The sequence below is a fragment of the Cryptosporangium minutisporangium genome, assembly GCF_039536245.1.
Taxonomy (GTDB): Bacteria; Actinomycetota; Actinomycetes; order Mycobacteriales; family Cryptosporangiaceae; genus Cryptosporangium; species Cryptosporangium minutisporangium.
On the sequence record NZ_BAAAYN010000024.1, the window covers coordinates 47,264 to 69,344 of the forward strand.

General features: G+C 72.7%; 14 protein-coding genes. 1 reads left to right on the plus strand and 13 read right to left on the minus strand.

Features of this window, described 5'->3' with window-relative positions:
• Nucleotides 1–9: 9 nt before the first annotated feature.
• Genes narI through ABEB28_RS19300 form a run of 5 tightly spaced genes read right to left on the minus strand, consistent with a single transcriptional unit; the run spans nucleotide 10 to nucleotide 7,990 of the window.
• A complete protein-coding gene (gene narI / locus ABEB28_RS19280; RefSeq protein ID WP_345729531.1) occupies nucleotides 10–741 on the minus strand; it encodes a respiratory nitrate reductase subunit gamma in 732 nt (243 codons plus the stop codon).
• Nucleotides 738–1,397, minus strand: coding sequence for a nitrate reductase molybdenum cofactor assembly chaperone (gene narJ / locus ABEB28_RS19285; protein ID WP_345729532.1), 660 nt, complete (start codon nucleotides 1,395–1,397; stop codon nucleotides 738–740). Before narJ ends, narI begins: the two co-directional genes overlap by 4 nt.
• A complete protein-coding gene (narH, locus tag ABEB28_RS19290) occupies nucleotides 1,394–3,055 on the minus strand; it encodes a nitrate reductase subunit beta (RefSeq protein WP_345729533.1) in 1,662 nt (553 codons plus the stop codon). The genes narJ and narH overlap by 4 nt, the downstream gene beginning before the upstream one ends.
• Nucleotides 3,055–6,735 (minus strand): nitrate reductase subunit alpha, encoded by a 3,681-nt coding sequence (locus ABEB28_RS19295; RefSeq protein ID WP_345729534.1) that lies wholly within the window; start codon nucleotides 6,733–6,735, stop codon nucleotides 3,055–3,057. Before ABEB28_RS19295 ends, narH begins: the two co-directional genes overlap by 1 nt.
• A 1-nt stretch (nucleotide 6,736) precedes the next feature.
• On the minus strand, nucleotides 6,737–7,990 hold the full coding sequence (locus tag ABEB28_RS19300) for a globin domain-containing protein (protein WP_345729535.1): 1,254 nt from the start codon (nucleotides 7,988–7,990) through the stop codon (nucleotides 6,737–6,739).
• A 333-nt stretch (nucleotides 7,991–8,323) separates the two neighbouring features.
• On the opposite strand from ABEB28_RS19300, the gene ABEB28_RS19305 reads away from it, so the two are divergent.
• Entirely contained in the window at nucleotides 8,324–8,566 is a 243-nt protein-coding gene (locus tag ABEB28_RS19305; RefSeq protein WP_345729536.1) for a hypothetical protein, read from the plus strand.
• Here ABEB28_RS19305 and ABEB28_RS19310 read toward each other — a convergent pair.
• From ABEB28_RS19310 to ABEB28_RS19345, 8 genes are all read right to left on the minus strand, one after another.
• Nucleotides 8,494–9,372, minus strand: coding sequence for an alpha/beta fold hydrolase (locus tag ABEB28_RS19310; protein WP_345729537.1), 879 nt, complete (start codon nucleotides 9,370–9,372; stop codon nucleotides 8,494–8,496). The genes ABEB28_RS19305 and ABEB28_RS19310 overlap by 73 nt on opposite strands.
• 136 nt (nucleotides 9,373–9,508) lie before the next feature.
• Complete coding sequence (locus ABEB28_RS19315; RefSeq protein ID WP_345729538.1) at nucleotides 9,509–10,291, minus strand: DUF899 family protein; 783 nt, start codon at nucleotides 10,289–10,291, stop codon at nucleotides 9,509–9,511.
• A gap of 101 nt (nucleotides 10,292–10,392) precedes the next feature.
• Complete coding sequence (locus tag ABEB28_RS19320; RefSeq protein WP_345729539.1) at nucleotides 10,393–13,035, minus strand: family 78 glycoside hydrolase catalytic domain; 2,643 nt, start codon at nucleotides 13,033–13,035, stop codon at nucleotides 10,393–10,395.
• Nucleotides 13,032–15,653 carry a family 78 glycoside hydrolase catalytic domain gene (locus ABEB28_RS19325; RefSeq protein ID WP_345729540.1) on the minus strand — a complete coding sequence of 874 codons (2,622 nt, stop codon included), beginning with the start codon at nucleotides 15,651–15,653 and terminating at the stop codon, nucleotides 13,032–13,034. The genes ABEB28_RS19320 and ABEB28_RS19325 overlap by 4 nt, the downstream gene beginning before the upstream one ends.
• A complete protein-coding gene (locus ABEB28_RS19330) occupies nucleotides 15,650–18,046 on the minus strand; it encodes a glycoside hydrolase family 3 C-terminal domain-containing protein (RefSeq protein WP_345729541.1) in 2,397 nt (798 codons plus the stop codon). Before ABEB28_RS19330 ends, ABEB28_RS19325 begins: the two co-directional genes overlap by 4 nt.
• Nucleotides 18,043–19,038: an ABC transporter ATP-binding protein gene (locus ABEB28_RS19335; RefSeq protein WP_345729542.1), complete on the minus strand. Its 996-nt coding sequence runs from the start codon at nucleotides 19,036–19,038 to the stop codon at nucleotides 18,043–18,045. The genes ABEB28_RS19330 and ABEB28_RS19335 overlap by 4 nt, the downstream gene beginning before the upstream one ends.
• On the minus strand, nucleotides 19,035–21,083 hold the full coding sequence (locus ABEB28_RS19340; protein ID WP_345729543.1) for a dipeptide/oligopeptide/nickel ABC transporter permease/ATP-binding protein: 2,049 nt from the start codon (nucleotides 21,081–21,083) through the stop codon (nucleotides 19,035–19,037). The genes ABEB28_RS19335 and ABEB28_RS19340 overlap by 4 nt, the downstream gene beginning before the upstream one ends.
• A complete protein-coding gene (locus tag ABEB28_RS19345) occupies nucleotides 21,080–22,021 on the minus strand; it encodes an ABC transporter permease (protein ID WP_345729544.1) in 942 nt (313 codons plus the stop codon). Before ABEB28_RS19345 ends, ABEB28_RS19340 begins: the two co-directional genes overlap by 4 nt.
• Nucleotides 22,022–22,081: the final 60 nt, after the last annotated feature.

Consider the following 22,081-nt stretch of genomic DNA (forward strand, 5'->3'; position numbering starts at 1 on the left):
GGCCGACGGTCAGCGGCGGGGCGGCCCGACGCGCTCCCAGCCCCGCGCGTTGGCGCGGTTTCCGAGCTGGGGCGTCCGGCTGCGGTAGACGATGTAGGGCCGGGTGAAGTAGCCGATCGGGGCGCTGAAGACGTGGACGAGCCGGGTGAACGGCCAGATCGCGAACAGCGCGCAGGCCGACAGCGCGTGCAGCTGGTAGCCGAGCCCCGCGTCGGCCATCAGCTCCGGCTCCGGCCGGAAGTAGAACAGGCTCCGGAACCAGGGCGAGACGCTCTCCCGGTAGTCGGAGGCCTGGCCGATGACGTTGCCCAGCACCGTGTTGCTCAGCCCGAACACGATCGTCGCGGTGAGCACGACGTACATCAGCTTGTCGTTCCGCGTGGTGGCCGAGAACACCGGTCCGACCGTGCGGCGACGGTAGATGAGGATCGTGAGCCCGGCGAGCGTGCAGAACCCCGCTACGGCGCCGGTGGTGACCGCGATGACGTGGTAGGCGTGCTCGCTGATCCCGACCGCGTCGGTCCAGGACGACGGGATCGCCAGCCCGATGACGTGGCCGCCGAGCGCGGCCAGGATGCCGAAGTGGAAGAGCGGACTCCCCCACCGCAGCAGCCGGCGCTCGTAGAGCTGCGTCGAGCGGGTCGTCCAGCCGAACTTGTCGTAGCGGTAGCGCCAGTAGTGACCGACGACGAAGACCGCGAACGCGATGTACGGGACGATCACCCAGAGGAAAATGGTCATACCGGCACTCCTGGGATGTACTCAGGCGGCGCGAACGGTGCCGTGCCGTAGGGATCCAGACCGACCTCTTCGGTGGGCGGCCCGGTGCGGGCGAGCCGGAGCGCCGCCTCGCGATCGGCGGCCTCGACCGGCGGCAGCGTGACGCAGACCGCGTGCAGCACGTCGGCGTAGGGCGAGCGCTGCTCCTCCAGCGCCAGCCGGATGAGCTCAACCGCCGCCCGGTGCTCCTGCAGCAGCGTCTCGGCCCGGACCGCGTCCCCGGTGGCGGCGAACTCCAGGACCACGCAGAGGTGGTCGGGCAGCTCGGCCGCGCCGAGCACCAGGCCGGCCCGGGTGTAGAGGTGCTTGAACCGCAGCAGGGCCATGCCGCGCTTGCGGGTGTCGCCGTACCGGTAATACGTCAGGTACAGGCAGGAGCGGCGGCGCAGGTCGAACGTCTGGACGTAGGCGGCCTGCTGCGCTTCCAGCGGCGTCGCCTCGACGTGGTCGATCATTCGCCGCAGCGGGTCGGCCAGCCGATCCGGGAGCGGGTCGACCGCCGCGGTCAGCAACGGGAGCCGGGCGATGAGCTGCTCGTCGGGGTAGTCCAGCAGCAGTGAGGCGACCTGTCGGGCGGTCGCCGCATCCGCGCGCGCCACCGCACTCCGGCGCTTCACGACCGGTTCTCCTCGTCAAAGCCGCCGCTCTTCGGGGGGAACAGCCCCTGCGGCGTGCTCTTCCCGTCCCAGTTCAGGAGGTTGACCCGCCCCGATGTCACGCTGTCGCTGGTCTGCCGCCCGGCCAGCATGTGGAAGTTCTCCACCGCGATCGGGGTGACGCCGCCGGAGGTCTCACCGAACGGACCCCATCCGCCCATACCGGGCCCGCCGTCGTAGTCCAGCGAGCACCCGGTGTCGAACTCCTGCTGGTCGGGGCCCTGCTCGGCGTGTGCGGTGGGGATGACGTACCGCTCGTCGTACTTGGCGATCGCCAGCAGCCGGTGCATGTCCCGCACCTGTTCGCCGGTCATCCCCACCGCGGTCGCGATCGACTCCTGCGGTGGACGCCCGAGGTTGAGGTCGCGCATGTACGAGCGCATCGCGCCGAGCCGCCGCAGCACGCCGGTGACCCGCGCCGCGTCACCGGCGGTGAACAGCTCCGCGAGGTACTCCACCGGAATCCGCAGCGCCTCGATCGCACCGAAGAGGTTTCCGGCGTCCTCCCCGTCGTGGCCGGTCTCGGTCAGCGCGTCGACGACCGGGGAGAGCGGCGGGATGTACCAGACCATCGGCATCGTGCGGTACTCCGGGTGCAGCGGGAGCGCGACCTCGTAGTCGTGGATGAGCGCGTAGATCGGTGACCGCTGCGCCGCGTCGATCCAGTCCCGCGGAATGTCGGCCTGCGCGGCGGCGTCGACCACCCGGGGGTCGGACGGATCGAGGATCAGCGACCGCTGCGCCTCGTACAGGTCCTTCGGGTCGGGCGTCGAGGCGGCTTCGAGGACGCGGTCGGCGTCGTAGAGCACGATCCCGATGTACCGGAGCCGCCCGACGCACGTCTCCGAGCAGACGGTCGGGATGCCGACCTCGACCCGCGGGAAGCAGAACGTGCACTTCTCGGCCTTGCCGGTGCGGTGGTTGAAGTAGATCTTCTTGTACGGGCAGCCGGTGACGCAGGCCCGCCAGCCGCGGCAGCGGTCCTGGTCGACCAGGACGATCCCGTCCTCGGCCCGCTTGTAGATGGCCCCCGACGGGCAGGACGCCGCGCACGAGGGGTTGATGCAGTGCTCGCAGATGCGCGGCAGGTAGAACATCGAGGTCTGCTCGAACTGCTTCTTCACCTCGTCGGAGAGGCGTCGGAGCACGGGATCGTCCTGGGTGAGCTCCGGGGCGCCGCCGAGATTGTCGTCCCAGTTCGCGCTCCACTCGATCTTCATCGGCTTGTCCGAGAGCAGCGACCGGGGCTGGGCGACCGGCGTGTGCTCCTGCAGGGGCGCGTTGAGCAGCGTGTCGTAGTCGTAGGTCCAGGGTTCGTAGTAGTCGCCGATCGAGGGCTGCACCGGGTTGGAGAAGATCGTCAGCAGGCGCTTGAGCCGGCTCCCGGTGCGCAGGCGCAGCCGGCCGTTGCGGCCGAGTTCCCAGCCGCCCTTCCACTTCTCCTGGTCCTCGTAGGTCCGCGGGTATCCCTGCCCGGGGCGGGTCTCGACGTTGTTGAACCAGACGTACTCCACGCCGGAGCGGTTGGTCCACGCCTGTTTGCAGGTGACCGAGCAGGTGTGGCACCCGATGCACTTGTCGAGGTTCATCACCATGCCCATCTGGGCCATCACGCGCATCAGTACTGCACCTCCTGCGAGCGGCGGCGGATGACCGTCACCTCGTCGCGCTGGTTGCCGGTGGGGCCGAGGTAGTTGAACGCGAAGCTGAGCTGGGCGTAGCCGCCGATCAGGTGGGTCGGTTTGAGGAACAGCCGGGTCAGCGAGTTGTGGATCCCGCCGCGTTTGCCGGACGTCTCGGCCCGGGGGACGTCGATCAACCGGTCCTGGGCGTGGTGCATGTAGACCGTCCCCTCCGGCATCCGCTGGGAGACGATGGCCCGCGCGACGACGACGCCGTTGCGGTTCACCGCCTCGATCCAGTCGTTGTCGCGGACGCCGATCGCGGCGGCGTCCTGGGTGCTCATCCAGATCAGCGGCCCGCCGCGGGAGAGCGACAGCATGAACAGGTTGTCCTGGTACTCGGAGTGGATCGACCACTTGTTGTGCGGGGTCAGGTACCGGACCGTGAGCCCGAGCTCGCCCTTCTCGCCCAGGTGTGGCTCGCCGAAGAGCGTGTGCATGTCCAGCGGCGGCCGGAACACCGGCAGGTTCTCCCCGACCTCGGTCATCCAGTCGTGGTCAACGAAGAAGTGCATGCGACCGGTGAGCGTGTGCCACGGCTTGAGACGTTCGACGTTGATCGTGAACGGCGAGTACCGGCGACCCCCGTGCTCGCTGCCCGACCACTCCGGCGACGTGATCACCGGGGTGGGCCGCGACTGGGTGTCGGCGAACGTGATCAGCTTGCCCTCGTGCTCGGCGGCGAGGTCCGCCAGCGGGGTACCGGTGCGCTCCTCGGCGAACCGGAACCCCTGGGTCGCGAGCCGCCCGTTGGTGGTACCGGAGAGCGCGAGGATCGTCTCGCACCAGTCCACGTCCCGCGCGAGCGACGGGCGTCCGTCGACCGCCCCGCCGCGGACCGCGCCGTTCTTGCTCCGCAGGTAGGTCACCTCCTCGTCCGGCCGGGTCGTGACGCCCTTGATCTGCAGACCGGCGTTCTCCACCAGCGGTCCGAGTGCGGCCCACTTCTCGGCGACCGCCGGGTAGTCGCGCTCGACCACCACGAACTTCGGCATCGTCCGGCCGGGGATCGGCTCGCACTCGCCGGCCTTCCAGTCCCGGGCGACGCCGCGCGGGTTCGCCATCTCGTCCGGGGTGTCGTGCAGCAGCGGTACCGCGACCAGGTCCCGCCGCACCCCGAGGTGCGTGGCGGCGAGCCGGCTGAACGCCCGCGCGATCGTGCCGAACGCGTCGAAGTCCGTGCGGGTCTCCCACGGCGGGGCGATCGCCGGGTTGAACGAGTGCACGTACGGATGCATGTCCGTGGTGTTCAGATCGTGCTTCTCGTACCAGGTCGCGGCCGGCAGCACGACGTCGGCGAAGACGGTGGTGCTGGTCATCCGGAAGTCGAGGGCGAGCAGCAGGTCGAGCTTGCCGGTGGGTGCCTCGTCGCGCCAGACCAGCTCGCGCGGGCGCGCGTCCGGCGGAGTCTCGGTGGCCCGCAGCGAGGAGTCGGTGCCCAGCAGGTGGCGCAGGAAGTACTCGTTGCCCTTCGCCGAGGAGCCGAGCAGGTTGGCCCGCCAGACCGTCAGCACGCGCGGGAAGTTCTCCGGCGCGTCCGGATCCTCCCCGGCGAACCGGAGGCTCCCGTCGGCGAGCCCGTCCAGGACGTGCTGCCCCGGCTCCTTGTCCGCGGCGGCCGCCTCGTCGGCGAGTTCCAGCGGGTTGCGGTTGAACGTCGGGTGCGACGGCATCCAGCCCATCCGCGCCGAGAGCGCGAGCACGTCGGCCGGGGCCTTGCCGGCGAAGCGGCCCGTCCCCAGCGGCGAGGCGAGGCCGTCCAGCGTGGTCTGGTCGTAGCGCCACTGGTCGGTGTGCAGGTACCAGTACGCGGTCTGGATCATCTGCCGCGGTGGCCGCACCCAGTCCAGAGCGAACGCCAGCGTCGTCCAGCCGGTGACCGGGCGGCACTTCTCCTGGCCGACGTAGTGCGCCCACCCGCCGCCGTTGACGCCCTGGCAGCCGGTGAGCGTCGTCAGCGTGAGGAACGCCCGGTAGATCGTGTCGGAGTGGAACCAGTGGTTGGTGCCGGCGCCCATGATGATCATCGACCGGCCACCGGAGTCCTCGGCGTTCTGCGCGAACTCCCGGCCGATGCGGGCCGCCGCGGCAGCCGGTACACCGGTGAACTGCTCCTGCCAGGCCGGTGTGTACGGCTGGCCGGCGTCGTCGAGCCCGGTGGGCCACTCCCCCGGCAGACCGGGCCGCCCGACGCCGAACTGGGCGAGCAGCAGGTCGAACACCGTCGTGACGAGACGATCCCCGATCCGTCGCACCGGCACACCGCGCCGCATCGTCGCACCCTCGCCGCGCGGGGTGTCGAAGCGCGCGAGGTCCACCTCCACCGCCTCCCCACCGACTAGCGACAGAAGCGGGTCGACGACGCCCAGGTCCAGGTTCCACTTGCCCTTGCCGGCCTCGCCGAACCGGAAGCCGAGCGAGCCGTTGGGCACGTGCGGTTGTCCAGCGGCATCCAGAAGCACGGTCTTGAACTGGGCGTCGTCGCCTGCTTCCCCGAGGTCCGCGGCGGTGAGGAACTTCCCGGGAACGTACGCATCGCCTCGCTCCTCCAGCGTCAGCAGGAACGGCAGGTCGGTGTAGCGCTTCACGTACTCGGTGAACCGCGGCACCTGCCGGTCGACGAAGAACTCGCGCAGGACGACGTGGCCCATCGCCATCGCCAGCGCGCCATCGGTGCCCGGGTGCGGTGCCAGCCACTCGTCGGCGAACTTCGTCGCGTCCGAGTAGTCCGGCGACATCACCACGACCTTCTGGCCGCGGTAGCGGGCTTCGGTCATCCAGTGGGCGTCCGGTGTGCGGGTCACCGGCACGTTCGAACCCCACAGCATCAGGTAGGACGCGTCCCACCAGTCACCGGACTCCGGAACGTCGGTCTGGTCGCCGAACATCTGCGGGGAGGCGACCGGCAGGTCGGCGTACCAGTCGTAGAACGAGAGCATCGGCGCGCCGATGAGCGACATGAACCGGGCACCGGCCGCGTGCGACACCATCGACATCGCCGGGATCGGCGAGAAGCCGGCGATCCGATCCGGTCCGTACCTCTTGACCGTGTGCACGTGCGCGGCCGCGATCATCTCGGCGGCCTCGTCCCAGGACGCCCGCACCAGGCCGCCCTTGCCCCGGTGGGACTTGTAGACCCGGGAGCGCTCCGGATCGGAGACGACGTCGGCCCAGGCCAGGACCGGATCACCCAGACGCTGCTTGGCCTCGCGGTACATCTGCAGGAGCGAGCCGCGGACGTACGGGTAGCGGACCCGCGTCGGCGAATAGGTGTACCAGGAGAACGCCGCACCCCGCGGGCAGCCGCGCGGCTCGTACTCCGGCCGGTCCGGACCGGTGGACGGATAGTCGGTCTGCTGGGCCTCCCAGGTGATGATGCCGTCCTTGACGAACACCTTCCACGAGCAGGAGCCGGTGCAGTTGACGCCGTGGGTCGACCGCACCACCTTGTCGTGCGCCCACCGGTCCCGGTAGAAGCTGTCCGCGTCCCGCCCACCGATCTGGTGCAGCGAACGCAGATCCGCGCTGACCTCTCCCCGGCGGAAGAAGCGGGACGTGCGGACCAGGCTCTCGGCCAGGCCGCTGTCCAGGCCCACCCTGCTGTTGTCGCGTGCCATGTCAGCGCCCGCCCGACTCGGGCTCGGTGAGGCGGGCCGACCAGAGGTCCGGCCCGAACACCTCGTAGCGGATCCGGGCGGCCGGCACGCCGCGCGCCAGCAGCGTCGTCCGGACGTGCCGCATGAACGGCAGCGGCCCGCAGGTGAACACCTGGACGTCGTCCGGCAGTGGGACGTCGGAGAGGTCCATGTAGCCGATGCGCGCCTGGTCGTCGCCCACGTCCGGCTGCTCGTACCAGGTGTACGCGGTGAAGTGGTCGAGCTCGCGGGCGACGGTCAGCACGGTCTCGCGCAGGGCGTGGTCACGAGGCGTGCGGTCGGCGTGCGCCACGATCACCGGACGCTGGGGCTGCGTGCGGGCGAGGTGCTCGACGATCGGGAGCACGGTGGTGATGCCGGCGCCCGCGCTCGCGAGCAGCACCGGCCCGGTGGCGTCCTGGAGCACGAAGTCCCCGGCCGGGGCGCTGACGTCGAGCAGGTCCCCCACCGTGACGGAGTCGTGGAGGAAGGACGAGACCTGACCGTCCGGGGCGCCCCCCGCTCCGCGGACCCTGCGGACCGTGATCTGCAGCCGGGTGTCCTGCCGGGTGGAGGAGACCGTGTACTGCCGCGGTTGCCGTGCGCCGTCGGGCAGGTCGACGAAGACCGAGACGTACTGCCCGGGGGTGATGCGCGGGAGCGGGCCGCCGTCGGCGGGCTCGAGCACCAGCGAGATGACGTCCTGTGTCTCGTCGATCCGGCGGACGACCCGGTAGGGGCGCGCCGGGCAGGCGGGGTCCACCTCGGCCTGCTGGTAGAGCCGGGCCTCCTCGGCGACGAGCTGGGTGGCGAACAGCCAGTACACCTCGTCCCAGGCGGCGGCGACCTCGGGGGTGACCGCCTCGCCCAGCACCTCGGCGACCGCGGCAAGCAGGTGGTGCCCGACGATCGTGTACTGCTCCGGCCGGATGCCCAGCGAGACGTGTTTGTAGGCGATCCGCCGCAGGATGTGGTCGAACGGCGGCGCGTCCGGGTTCACCAGCTGGACCGCGTACGCGACCACCGAGCCGGCCAGCGCGCGGCTCTGCTCCCCGGTGGCCTGGTTGCCCTGGTTGAACACCCGGAGCAGGTCCGGGCGCGCGGCGAACATCCGCGGATAGAACCGCGCGGTGATCTCCTCCGCGTGCGCCGCCACCACGTCGGCGGTGGCGCGGACCACCTCCGCGGAGCTCTCGGACAGCAGCGATTGCCGCGCACGGACGGATGCCTCGGTCATGCCTTCTCCCGGATCTCCACGACGAGATGTCGTCCGAGCGGGCCGGTCTGCCCGCCCAGCGCCACCCTTTCGCCGGGCAGGAGGGGCGCAAAAGGGCCGAAAGTCCCGAGCTGGACGGGACGCCTCCGACGCCGACACCGCTTGCCCGGACGCGCTGCGATCCCTGCGGCTACCGCCCGCCGGTCCGGTGCACCGCGTCGACGTCTACGGACGACAGGCTCGGGTCGAGTTGCGCGGCGACACGATGTTCCTCGCCCAGGCCGGCACCGGGTGGGTGGTCACGGCGGCCGGCTGCCTGCTGCACCGCGGTGAGCGGCCTTCCTGCTGCTGTTCGTGCTCGCGCTGGTCGGGCAGGCCTTCGCGGGACACGCCGTCTGCAACGGGGACCAACCGACGAGCGGACTGCCCGGCGCCTCGCTGGGCCGCTACGTCACCTCGGCGCCGCTCGCCACCGAACCATCGGCGGGCGCCGATAGTTCGATAGCGGCTCAACTTTGTGGGGCTCACGCCGTCGCGTGGAGGAAGTCTGCGAGGTGCTTAGCGACCGCGTCCGGCTGCTCCAGGTGCAGGAAGTGACCGGCCCCGGTCAGCAGCTCCGCACGCGAGGGCGGCGTGATCCGCGGCCGGATGACCGACAAGAACCGCGGGTCGAGGGCGCCGTCCCGGTCCCCGTGGAGGTAGAGCAGCGGGACCCGCGGCTCGACGAGGGCGACCCGGCTGCGCCGGGAGGCCATCGCGCGGTAGTACGAGATCACTGCTTCGGCGTGCGCCCGGTCGGGTACCGCCCGCGCCACGTGGGCGACGTCGTCGCCGGCGTCGTATCCGGGTGACCAGAGTGTCCACAGGCGCCGGACGAGCCACTCGAAGTTCCGCTCGGCCAACCCGGGGATCTGGTTGTACGCGATGTACCAGGAGTGCAGTGGCTGCCGCAGCGCCGCGCCGAGCCACGGACCGAGCGTCTTCGACGTCGGGTTCATCCAGGCCAGCGGCGGCACCGCCAGCGACGCCACCCGAGAGTACGGCGAGGCCGGGTCACCGGCGAGGGTGTTCGCGGTGATCGCGCCCCAGTCGTGGCCGACCAGGGCCGTTGTCGCGTCGCCGCCGAGACGCTCGTGCAGCGCGACGGCGTCGGCGGCGAGCGCGCTCACCGAGTAGTCGTGGTCGGCGGGCAGGCCGGAGGGTGCGTAGCCGCGCAGGAACGGTGCGGCCACGCGGTAGCCCGCCTCCCCGAGGAGCGGGCCGACCGTGCGCCAGGTCCACGCGGTATCGGGGAACCCGTGGAGCGCCACCAGCAGCTCACCGCCGGGCGGTCCCCACTCGAGGACTCCGACGTCGTGGGTGGGCAGCTGGACCGAGTGCTCGCGCGGCGCCGTCGGCGTCATGACAGCACACGCTAGTGCGTTCGCCGGGCACATTCATGGGGGTTGGCCATCGCCCCCGCCGGAAATCGCAGTACGCCGCGCCGCGCTCCCCGCCCGGCCGTGATCCGGGCGGGGAGCGCGGGGCCGGCGGAGCCGGTCAGTGGCGGGGGCCGTGTCGGCCGAGCGTCTCCACCGGCGTAGCGCCCGGGCGGGTCCACTGCGGCACGGGGCGGCTCGTCCCGCCCCACTCGGCGTTCCCGTCCGAGTCCGAACGCCAGTACCAGCAGGGGTGCCGCCCCTCGGGCCAGCCCTCGGGGTTGTCCTCCCACGCCTCACCGCGGCCGTACGGCGTTCGGTCGAGCAGCGCGAAGAACGGGTTGGCGACCTCGTTACCCCGGCCCGTGCTGGAGTAGGTGAGGTACACCCGGTCGCCGTCGCGCAGGAAGCAGGTGAGGTGTCCCATCGCTCCGCCGATCGGCGCCTCCACGTCGCGCACCGAATACCAGGGCTGGGCGTACCCCATGAACTGGACGTACGGCTCGACCTCGTCCCACCGGCCCGTCGTGAGGATGGCGAACGAGACGCCGCGGGCGTTGAGGTAAACGGCGTCCTTCAGGCCCCAGGCCGCCCAGGTGCAGCCCTCGCACTGCCCCTGGTGCGGTGCGCGGTCGTGCCACATGTGCTGGTAGGTCATGAGCTCGGTACGGCCCTCGAAGAGGTCCAGGAACGGGACCGGTCCGTCGGCTCCGACGACCTCGACCGCTCCGTCGACCTCCACCATCGGCAGTCGTCGGCGGGCCGCGGCGAGGGCGTCGCCCTCGCGGGTGTGGGCCTTCTCCCGGACCAGCAGCTGGTCACGGGCGGCCTGCCAGGTGGCCAGGTCGACCACGGGCGGGCGGCCTGGCCGGGTGGTGGTCGGATCGTCCGGTGTAGTGAGCATGGTGTCCTCCGGGCAGCGTCGAATCGACGTCCAACTGCGGTCACCGGAAGAGACTCGCGCCGCGGCCGGAAATCATCGCGGCCGGAGCACGGGGATCGCGGTCACTCGTCCGGTTGCCAGAACGGCTGGGGTCGCTCCACCGGGGCGGGCACGGTCACGGTGCGCACGAACGTGTGCTGCCCCGAGCCGACCCCGAACGACGCGCTGCCGTCGGGCAGCGACACCTCGGCGCTCGTGTTCGGCGGCACGGTCAGCGCGAGCGTGAACACCGCACCGACGAGCGTCCACGACACCGCGGCCCGGCCGTACGGCGTGTCGTGGGTGGCGGCCGCGGACGTGATCCCCGGGCCGGGGCGCGGTGCGACCCGCAGCCGCCGGTAGCCGGGCGCCGCCGGGGCGAGGCCGGCGACCGTGCGGTGCAGCCAGTCGGCGACCGCTCCGTACGCGTAGTGGTTGAACGACGTCATCTCGCCGGGGTTGATCGAGCCGTCCGGGAGCATGGAGTCCCAGCGCTCCCAGATCGTCGTCGCGCCCCTCGTCACCGGATACAGCCACGACGGGTGCTCCCGCTGGAGCAGCAGTTCGTAGGCGGACGCGATCGCACCGGCGTTCGTCAGCGCGTCGGTGACCAGCGGCGTGCCGAGGAAGCCGGTACCGATGTGCCAGCCGTCGTTCGCGACCTGCTCGGCGAGCAGCCGACCCGCGTGGTCGCGCTGGGCATCGGCGAGCAGGCCGAACTCCAGCGCCAGCGCGTAGGCGGTCTGCGACGGGTAGGCCACCCGCCCGGTCGGCGTCACGTACTCGGCGCGGAACCGCTCGGCCGCCCGTTCGGCGAGCACGGCGAACCGGCCGCCGTCGCGCCCCAGCACGGCCGCGGCGTCGGCGACGATCCGCGCCGACCGGGCCAGGTAGGCGGTGGCGACGCACTGCCACGGCGCCCGCGCGGCACCGGGATTCTCCGGCGGGGCCGCCGGGTCGAGCCAGTCGCCGAACGAGAAGCCACCGTCGGGGAAGTCGAGGCCCGCCCCGGCGCGCCGCGCGAACGCGTCGATCCACGCGACCATCGACTCCCACTGGTCGGCGAGCACCCCGGCGTCACCGAACCGCTGGTACAGCGTCCACGGGACGACCACGGCGGCGTCACCCCAGCCCGCCTCGGCCTGGTCGGGGAAGGGCAGCACGTGCAGGAACGGTACGAAGTTCGGTACGAAGCCGCCGTGGTCGCGCAGCTGCTCGGCGGCGAGGTCGGCCAGCCAGGACCGCAGCATGCCGGCGGTGTCGTAGAGGAACGCGGCGGTCGGCGCGAAGACCTGCAGATCGCCGGTCCAGCCGAGCCGCTCGTCGCGCTGCGGGCAGTCGGTGGGGATGTCGAGGAAGTTGCCCCGCATGCCCCGGACGACGTTCTCGTGCAGCCGGGTCACGTCCGGGTCCGAGCAGGTGAACGTGCCGGTCGGGCGCAGATCGGTGTGCACGACGACGGCCTGGAGGTCGGCGGTGGTCAGCTCACCCGGCCAGCCCTCCACCTCGGCGTAGCGGAAACCGTGGAACGTGAACCGCGGCTCCCAGGTCCGCGGACCCGCCCCGTCGAGCACGACGACGTCGGTCTGTGCTGCCTTGCGCAGCGGCCGGGTGCCCAGCTCCCCCGATTCGAGCACCTCCGCGTGGCGGACCGTGATCCGCGTACCGGCCGGGGCGTCGGGCAGCGTGAGCCGGAGGCGGCCGACCAGGTTCTGTCCGAAGTCGACGAGGACCTTGCCGGACGCGGAGCGGAACACCTCGCGGGCGGGCAGAACCTCGGTCCGACGCACCGGGGGCCCGGTCGGCGCGACCAGCGTCGTCACCGGCGCGGGCCCGACGTCGACCGGGGTCCAGCCGGTGTCGTCGAAGCCAGGCGCCGACCAGCCGGGCAGGTCACCGCGCGCGTCGAACGTCTCACCGCCGTAGAGGCCCGCGCGGACGGTCGGCGCCGGCGCCGATCGCCACGAGCCGTCCGTGGTCACCACCGTGCGGCTGCCGTCGGGGTGCTCGACCTCCAGCTGCGCGAACAGGCCGGTGCGCTCGCCGTAGTGGGCGCGCCCGCCGGTGAAGCCGAGGTAACCGCGGTACCAGCCGTCGGCCAGTTGCGCGCCGAGCACGTTCGTGCCCTCGGTGAGCAGGCCGGTGACATCGTAGGTCTGGTAGCGCAGCCGGTGCCGGTAGCTGGTCCACCCCGGGGCCAGGACGTCGTCGCCGACCGGGGTGCCGTTGATCTCGGCGTCGTAGACGCCGAGCGCGGTCGCGTACAGCCGGGCACGCGCCACCGGCTTGGCGAGCGGAAACTCCCGGCGCAGCAGCACGACCGGCTCCTCCGAGGAGGCCGGCAGCACCGGCTGCGCCAGCGCGGCCGACCAGTCCGAGCGCGCCAGCAGACCGGCTTCGACCACGGCCTCGTCACTCCACGCCGTGGGCCCCACCGCCGACGAGCCCGCGGCGCCGCTCCCCCAGACCCGCACCCGCACGGTCCGGCGCTCCCGGCTGGTCAGTGGCGGAGCGCCCCAGGGGACCAGCACCAACTCGCCCGCGTCGACGCGGCCCGACGTCCAGGCCGGGCCGCTCTCCGGCGCGATCTCCAGCTCGTAGGCCGACTGCCGCCAGCCGGGCAGCTCGGTGCGGACGATCCAGGACAGCCGCGGTGCCGGCTCGCCGATGCCGAGCGGCTCACGGTGATGCTCGAACGTGACCGGCGCGACCGTGACGTCCCTCATCGGAGAACCTGCCAGTGGTGGCTGCCCGGTCCCGCACGGTGGACGTCCCCGTCGGGGAGGACGATCTCGGCGCTCGTGGCCGCGGGCACCACGACCCGCAGCTCGAAGACGTCGCCGGTGATCCGCCACGCCGACTCGATCCGGCCGTACGGCGACTCGTGGGCCGCCTCGGCGGAGGTCAGCCCGCCGCCGGGGCGCGGGCGGACGCGAAACCTCCGGTAGGCGGGTTCGACCAGCTCGATCCCGGCGAGGTAGCGGTGCAGGAACGAGACCACCGCGCCCTTGGAGTAGTGGTTGAGCGACTCGTGCGGGACGCCGTCGGCGTCCACGCCGTGCCAGTGCTCCCAGACGGTGGTCGCGCCGCGGTCGATCATGACCAGCCAGGACGGCTCGGTGTCCTGCAGCAGCAGTTCGTAGGCGACGTCGAGGTGCCCGGCGTCGGCCAGCACCGGGAGCAGGTACGGGGTGGCGAGGAAGCCGGTGCCGAGATGGGTACCGGCCTTGCGGATCAGCTCGACCAGCCGGTCCGCGACGGCCGGGCGCAGCTCGTCCGGCACCAGGTCGAACGCGAGCGCCCGCACGTGGTCGGCTTGCGTGTCGGGGACGAGCCGCCCGTCGTCGTCGAGATACTCGGCCTGCCAGGCGGTGCGCACCGCCTCGGCGAGGGCCGCGTACCGCCCGGAGTCGTGGCCGAGGATGTCCGCGATCCGGCTCATCAGCCCGGCGCTGTGGGCGAAGTACGCCGTGGCTACCTCGCCCTCGTCCGCGGCGACGAACGCCCCGTAGTCCCCGACCTCCTCACCCGGTACCAGCCACTCGCCCCAGTGGAAGCCGGTGTCCCAGAGGTACTGCTCGTGGGGGCGGGGCGGGCGGTGCGCCCGCGACGAATGCCGCTGCTCCCGCGCCATCCGCTCGGCCCGGTCCAGCCAGCGGCCCATCGTCGGCCAGAGCTCCTCGAGGATCCGCACGTCGCCGTAGGCGCGGTACAGCTCCCAGGGCACGATCACCGCCGCGTCGCCCCACCCGGCCGAGCCGTTGAGCATCGCGATCGGACCCTGGCGTCCCTCGTGCCGCGGGCTGGGGCTGACGTTGGCGATCGTGCCGTCGGGCCACTGGTCGGCCGCGACGTCGCGGAGCCACTTCGTCGAGAAGCCCGCGACGTCGTAGAGGAACGCGGCGGTCGGCACGAACAGCTGCCAGTCGCCGGTCCAGCCGTGCCGCTCGCGGTGCGGGCAGTCGGTGGGGATGTCGCAGGCGTTGGCCCGGAAGCTCCACACCGCGGCCTCGTGGAGCGCGTTGAGCCGCTCGTCGCTGCTGGTGAACCAACCGGTGCGGGGCAGGTCGGTGTGGACGACGACGCCGCGGACGTCGTCGGTGGTCAGCGGGCCGGGGTGCCCCTCGATGCGGACGTACCGGAAGCCGTGGGTGGTGCGGCGCGGCTCGAAGACGTCGCCCGGGACACCGGCGGAGACGACGACGTCGACCTGGCCGGCCGGCAGCGGATGCGGCAGGAACGGGACCGCCGGCCGGAGGTGCTCCACCGTGAGGTCGCCGTCCGGCCCGAGCCACTCGCCGTGCGTCAGCGTGAGCTCGGTCCCGGCCGGGCCGAGGTTCGTCAGCCGGACCCATCCGTTGACGTTCTGCCCGAGGTCGACGAGGTGCGGGCCGCTGGGAAGCCTCGTGACCGACCGCGGCACCAACTCCTCGACCCGCCGCACCGGCGGGGCGGGCGAGTCGACCAGCCCGGCGTACCCGTGGTCCACCACGACGACGTCGTCCCAACCCGTGTCGTCGAAGCCGGGCACCTCCCAGCCCCGGGGCGTCCGGCTGAGGTCCCAGCGCTCGCCCTCGATCAGGTCGGCGGCGACCACGTGGCCGAACCCGCTGCGCCAGCCGGGGCCGGTGCCGACGATCGTGACGCTGCCGTCGTCGTGGACGAGTTGGAGCTGAGCCAGCAGCGCCAGCCGGTCACCCCACTGTTCGGCGGCGCGGGTGATGCCGACCTGCCCGCGGAACCACCCGTCCGCGAGGATCACGCCGAGCGCGTTGCGTCCCGGGCGGATCGACGTCGTCACGTCGTGGGTCTGCACCTGCAGCCGCACGTCGTACTGGGTGTACCCGGGCGTCAGCTCGGCGTCGCCGACCCGCTCGGCGTTGAGGAACGCCTCGTAGAGACCCTGGGCGGTGGCGTGCAGCCGGGCTGCGACGACCGGCCGGTCGACGTCGAACTCCCATCGCAGCAGCGCGGCCGGGCGGTCGCCCTTCTCGCCCGCCGGCATGGTGCCCGGCTCGATCCAGGTGGCGTGCCAGTCCTCGCTGGACAGCAGCCCGGTCTCGAACCAGGCCGGCGCGGACAGCGGGGTCTCGCCCAGATCGGTGCGCACCCGCACCCGCCACTCGACGCGCTGGGACGACCCGAGGCGCGGACCGGTGTAGGGCACCAGCAGGCTCTGGTCACTCTCCACCCAGCCGGTGTCCCAGCCGTTGTCCGCGGTGATCCGGTACGCACGCTGCTCGCGGGCTCCCTCGGGCAGTCGCCAGGACAGCCGGGGGGCGGTCGTCCGGATGCCCAGGGCGGGTTCGAGGTGCTCGGTCCGCAGCCCTGTGGGTCCGGTCATGCGGGCACTCCTTCGGAGGTGATCTCAACGGTGACCAACGCCCGGACGTCACCGGCGGAGGGGCCGGTGAGCAGATCGAGAGGGCCCGGCTCCACCGCCCAGCCGTCGTCGGTCCAGTGCCGCAGGGTGCGGGCGGAGATCTCGACCGGAACGTCGACGGTCTCGCCCGGGGCGGCGGTCACGACGGCGAACCCGGCCAGCCAGCGGGCCGGGCGGTCGATCGCCGAGTCCGGGCGCGCGGCGTAGACCTGCACGACCTGCTTGCCCGGCCGGTCGCCGGTGTTGCGCAGCCGGACGACGGCACTCCGCCCCTGTGCGTCGATCGAGCACCACTCCCAGGTCGTGTAGCCCAGGCCGTGGCCGAACCAGTACGCCGGCTCGGTACCCGCTCGCAGGTACGCGCGGTGGCCGATGTGCACGCCCTCGGTGTACTCCAGCCGCCCGCCGGTCGGTGCGGTGCCGGTCACCGGTGCGTCGGCGAGCGCGGCGGGCCAGGTGGTCGGGAGCCGTCCACCCGGCTCGGCGTCGCCGAGCAGCACGTCGGCGAGCGCGGCGCCGAACTCCATGCCGCCGAACCAGGACACCAGGACGGCGGCGACGTCGTCGCGCCACGGCAGCTCCACCGGCGCCCCGGCGTTGACCACGACGACCGTGCGAGGGTTGACCGCGGCGACCGCGCGCACGAGCTCGTCCTGGCGGCCGGGCAGCGCCAGCGAGGTGCGGTCGAAGCCTTCGCTCTCGACGTCCTCGCTGGTGCCGACGACGATGACCGCGACGTCGCTGCTCCGGGCCAGGTCGACGGCGCGCGCCAGCTCCTCGTCGGCCGGGCCGAGCGGAAGTCCGACGACGAGCCCGGCGCGGAAGAGCGGTGCGTCGTCGGCCCACCGGTAGTCGATGCGGACGTCGACGCCGTGCCCAGCCCGCAGCGGGACGGTCGCCGCGTGCTGCGGCCCGCGCTGGAAGATCTCACCGATGTCGACGGTCGTCTGGTGCTGCTCGCCGGCCGCGACCCGCACACCGTCGACGAACAGCGCGCACTCGCCGAAGCCGGTCGCCCCGAGCCGCCAGTGCCCGCCCTCGTCCGGGGTGAACCGGGTCCGCAGTTGCACCGCCACGGCCCCGGCCGGGATCACGGCGGCCATCCGCACCAGGATCGCGGTGCCGGCCTCCTGTTCGGCGACCGTGCAGCCGTCCGCGTCGAGCCAGCGCAGGTGGACCGGCCCGGTCAGCTCATCGGCGCGCGCCGGGCGGAGCAACGCGGAGAGCCCGGCGCCGACCGCGCTGACGACCTCGGCCCGCCCGGCCAGGGCCGCGGTGAGCCCGGCGACCGGGGTGATCAGGTACGGCAGCGGTACGGTCGCCGAGCCGCCGCCGAGCGCGCGGGCGTCCCTGGCCCCGGGGCCGAGCACGGCGACCCGGCGCAGTTCCTCCGCGCGCAGCGGCAGGACGCCGTCGTTGCGCAGCAGGACGGTGCCGGCGACCGCGGCTTCCCGGGCCGGCGCGGAGGCGTCCTCGATCCGTCCGGGTACGGTCTTCCCGCCGCCGCCCAGGGCTCCGACCCGGGTGGCCAGGAGAAGCATGCGGCGCACCTTCGCGTCGATGGCGGCCTCCGGCACGCGGCCCGCCTTCACGGCGTCGACCAGCGACGATCCCCACTGCGCGTCGGGCCCCGGCATCGCCAGATCGAGCGCGGCGCGGGCGGCCGGCTCACCGGAGTAGAGCGCGCCCCAGTCCGAGACGACCGCGCCGGAGAAGCCCCACTCCCCCTTCAGCGGCTCGGCGAGCAGGTCGTTCTCGGTCATCGGCGCGCCGTTCACGCCGTTGTAGGCGGCCATCACCATCCACGGCTCGGCGTCCGCGACGACCGCCTCGAACGGCGCCAGGTACAGCTCGCGCAGGGTCCGCTCGTCGACCCGGTTGTCGACGGTCATCCGGTCGGTCTCGGCGTCGTTGGCGACGTAGTGCTTGGGGCAGGCCCCGACGCCGTTCTCCTGGACACCGCGCACGTAGGCGGCGGCGAGCCGCCCGGAGAGCAGCGGGTCCTCGCTGAAGCACTCGAAGTGCCGCCCACCCAGCGGCGAGCGGTGCAGGTTGATCGTCGGGCCGAGGACGACGTCGACGCCCTTGCGCACCGCCTCTCCGGCGAGCAGCGCGCCGAGGCGGTGCAGCAGGTCCTCGTCCCAGGACGCTGCCAGCGCGGAGCTGGACGGCAGCGTCGCGGCGGGGTCGAGCTCGGAGTCGGTGCCGCCGCGCACGCCGATCGGCCCGTCGGAGAGCGTCATCGCGCGCAGCCCGATCTCATCGACCGGCTGGGTCGTCCACACACCAGAGCCGGAGAGAAGTCTCACCTTCGTCTCGAGGTCGAGTCGCGCGACCAGGTCGTCGACGCTCATCCGAGGGTCGCCGTGCGCTCGGCGTGGTGGCACGCGGTGTGGGTGTCGTCGACCTGCCGCAGCGGCGGACGCTGCTGGCTGCAGATCTCGGTGGCGAGCGGGCAACGCGGCACGAACGGACAGCCGGTCGGCGACGGCTTCGCTGCACCGGCGGTGCCGATACCGAGCGCCTCCCGCGCAGCCCGGCGAGCGGCCTGCTCGGCCGGGCGCGGCACCGGCGCCGCGGCGGTCAGCGCGACCGTGTACGGGTGACGCGGGGCCTGCGTCACCGACTCGACCGGACCGGTCTCCATCACCTGCCCGCGGTAGAGGACCACGACGCGCTGGGCGAGGAACCGGACGACGCCGAGGTCGTGGGCGATGAACAGGAACGCCAAGCCGTGCTGGTCGCGGAGGTCGGCCAGCAGGTTGAGCACCTGCGCCTGGGTCGAGAGGTCCAGCGCCGACACCGGCTCGTCCAGGACCAGCACCTTCGGGTCGCAGACCAGCGCGCGGGCGATCGCGACGCGCTGCCGCTGCCCACCGGAGAACTGCGCCGGGTAGCGGTCGGCGGCGTCCCCGGGCAGGCCGACGGACTCCAGCGCGGCCCTCGCCTTGGCATTCGCAGCCGGCCCGCGGACGCCCAGCAGCCGCAGCGGTTCGACCAGCGTCTGACCGATCGTGCGGGCCGGGTTCAGCGAGGAGTACGGGTCCTGGAAGACGACCCGCAGGTCGGCGGCGTGCCGGCTGCGCTGCTTGAGCGGCATCCGCGTGACGTCCTGGCCGTGCAGCCGCACGGTTCCGGCCGCCGGTGGGTGCAGCCCCAGCACCGCCTTGCCGATCGTCGACTTGCCGGAGCCGGACTCGCCGACCAGGCCGAGGGTCTCGCCGGGGGCGATGTCGAAGCTCACTCCGTCCACGGCGGGCGGCGTCTGCCGGGCCCGGCGTCCCGAGCCGTAGCGGACGACGAGGTCGCGGACCTCCAGCGCCGTGGCGGTGGTCAACGTGCTCATCGCGACGCTCCTGCGATCTGGTCGGGGGCCGGTGCGAGCGTCTCCGCGCCGGGTGCGGTCTCGGCGCCGACGGCCTCGGTGTCCCAGGTGGCGTGCGCTCGGGAGAGCTCGTCGAAACGGACGCAGAGCACGTGCCCGGTGTGGTGGGCGGCTCGCGCCGGGAACGGCTCGGCGCAGGCGTCCTGCGCGAACTGGCAGCGGGTGGCGAATCGGCAGCCGGTCGGCCACTCGCCCGGCGGTGGCACGGTTCCCGGGATGGACGCCAACCGGAGTGGTACCGGCTCCCCCTCCGGCACGTGTGGGTTCGCTCCGAGCAGCGCCATCGTGTACGGGTGCGCGGGCGCGTCGAGCACGCTCGGGGCGCTGCCGGACTCCACGACGGCGCCGGCGTACATCACCGCGACGTCGTCGCAGATGTCCGCGACCACGCCGAGGTCGTGACTGACCAGGATGATCGAGAGGCCGGTGTCGCGGACCAGCGCCCGGAGCAACGACAGGATCTCCGCCTGCACGGTGACGTCGAGCGCCGTGGTGGGCTCGTCGGCGATCAGGAGTTTCGGCTCGCCGGTCAGCGCCAGGGCGATGCACACCCGCTGGGCCATGCCGCCGGAGAGCTGGTGCGGGTAGCTGCGCAGCACGCGCTCCGCGTCGACGATGCCGACCTGGGCCAACAGCCCGGCGGCGATCCGGCGGGCCTCCGCCCGGCCCACCCCGCGGAACCGGCGGATCGGCTGGGTCAGCTGGTAGGACACGGAGAACATCGGGTCCAGCGCGACCATCGGCTCCTGGGAGATCAGCGCGATCTCCCGGCCCCGCACCGAGCGGGACCCGCGGCCGAGGAGTTCCCGGCCCTGCCAGCGGATCGATCCGCCGGACACCGAGACGCCCTCGGGCAGCAACCCCAGCAGCGAGCGGGCGGTCATCGTCTTGCCGCAGCCGGACTCGCCGACGAGCCCGAGGACGGTGCCCGGGCGCAGCGCGAACGACACCCCGGTGACCAGCTCCGTTCCGTCGTCCACCGCGACGGAGAGGTTGCACACCACCAGCACCGCGTCGGAGTCGTTCGGCGCGGATTCGTTCGGCGGCGCGGGTGCGGTGGGTGCCGGAATGCTCGCGGGGGCGCCGGCCTGGGCGCGGCGGCGCCGGGTCTTCCCGCTCCGGCCGGCGGGCGCGCCCTGCGCGGCGAGGGCGTCGGCCAGCTCGTTGGCGGCCACCACCGTGACCGCGAGGACCAGGCCGGTCGGCACCATCAGCCACGGGTCGTCGAACAGGTACTTCGATGCGTCCTGGATCATGAAGCCCCAGCTGGGCTCGGGCTCGGCCGGTCCGAAGCCGAGGAACGCCAGGCCCGCGTTGATCAGCAGGCCGATGCCGAACAGCTGCGCGCCCTGCACCGCGACGACGGTCGCCATCGACGGCAGCACGTGCAACAGGTTCACGCGCAGTGAGCTCAGCCCGTTGACCCGCGCCGCGTCGACGTAGAGCCGCTGCCGCACCGACTGGGCCACCCCGAGCAGCACCCGGTAGACCGCGGCCGAGATCAGTACACCGAGAACCGCCATGACGACGTAGAGCCGGTTGCCGATCGCGCCGATCACCGCGAGCAGCAGGATGATCAGCGGCAGCGCCAGCAGGACCTCGGTGAGCCGGCTGATCACCCGCTCGGTCGTGCGTCCGCGTTCGGCGGCGATCAGCGCCAGCGGCAGCCCGATGCCGAACGCCACGACCAGCATCAGCGCCGAGGAGAGCAGCGGCAGCGCGCCGGCGGTGAAGATCCGGCTGAGGATGTCGCGACCGAGCGGATCGGTGCCCAGCCAGTGCGCGCCCGACGGCAGTGCGAGACGGTTGGCCAGGTCCTGCTCGTCCACGGCGTACGGCCGCCACAGCGACGCGGTGAGCGACGCGACCAGCATGAAGAGCAGCCACGCGGCGCCGAACGCACCGCCGGGACGGCGCAGGGCGGCGGGCAGGCCGCGGCGCCGCCGTACGGGCTCGGTGGCGACGCTATCCACGCTGTCGGCCGCGTCGAGAGGCAGGACGCTCATGCGGTGCGCACCTTCGGGTCCAGGGCCGCGACCACGAGGTCGAGCAGCAGGTTGACGACGACCACGACGACGGTCGCCACGACGACGACGCTGATCAGCGCCGGGATGTCGTGCGAGGCGGCGGCGGCCTGGCTGGCCTGTCCCAACCCGGGGAGCGCGAACAGGTTCTCCACGATCACCGAGCCGCCGAACAGCGCGATGAACTGGATGCCGAGGACCGAGACGACCGGAACGCTCGCGTAGCGCAGCGCGTGCACGTAGCGGATCCGCCACTCCGGGGTGCCCATCGCACGCAGCGTGCGGACGTGCTCCTGGGTCAGCGCTTCGCGCATGCCGACGCCTGCGGTGCGGGCGATGATCGCCGCACCGCCGACCGTCAGCGTCAAAATCGGGATCAGGAGGCTCTGCAGCCAGCCGACCGGGTCGTCGGCGAACGGAACGTAGCCGGTCGCCGGCAGCCACCCCAGCTGCAGGGAGAGCAGGTAGACCAGCAGGATGCCGACCCAGAACGCCGGCAGCGAGAGCGCGATGCCCGCGCCGGAGTTGACGATCTTGGCGAGGCGCCCGCCTCGGACGGCCGCGGTCACCCCGAGAACGATCCCCACGACGCCGGAGAGCAACGTGGCGAGCAGGGCGATCGAGGCAGTGATCGGCAGTCGGGCGGTGAGATCGGCTCGGAGGTCCCGGCCGTCGATCAGCGAGGTGCCGAAGTCCAGGCGCAGCAGCTGGCCGATCGTGTCACCGAACTGGATCCAGAGCGGACGGTCCCAGCCGAGCGCGTGGTTCTGCTCGGCGATCTCCGCGGCGCTGGCCCCCGGCCCGGCCTTGACCGCGCCTGGGCTGCCGTCACCCACGTGGACCAGCAGGAACGTGATGAGGACCGCGGCGAACACCGTGCCGATCGCCAGGCCCAGCCGTCGTACGACGTAGGCGAGCATCTGGGGCTCCTCGTCCGGGTTAGGGAGTCCGGGGATGGGGAGCCGGTGGCCGCGGGCGTG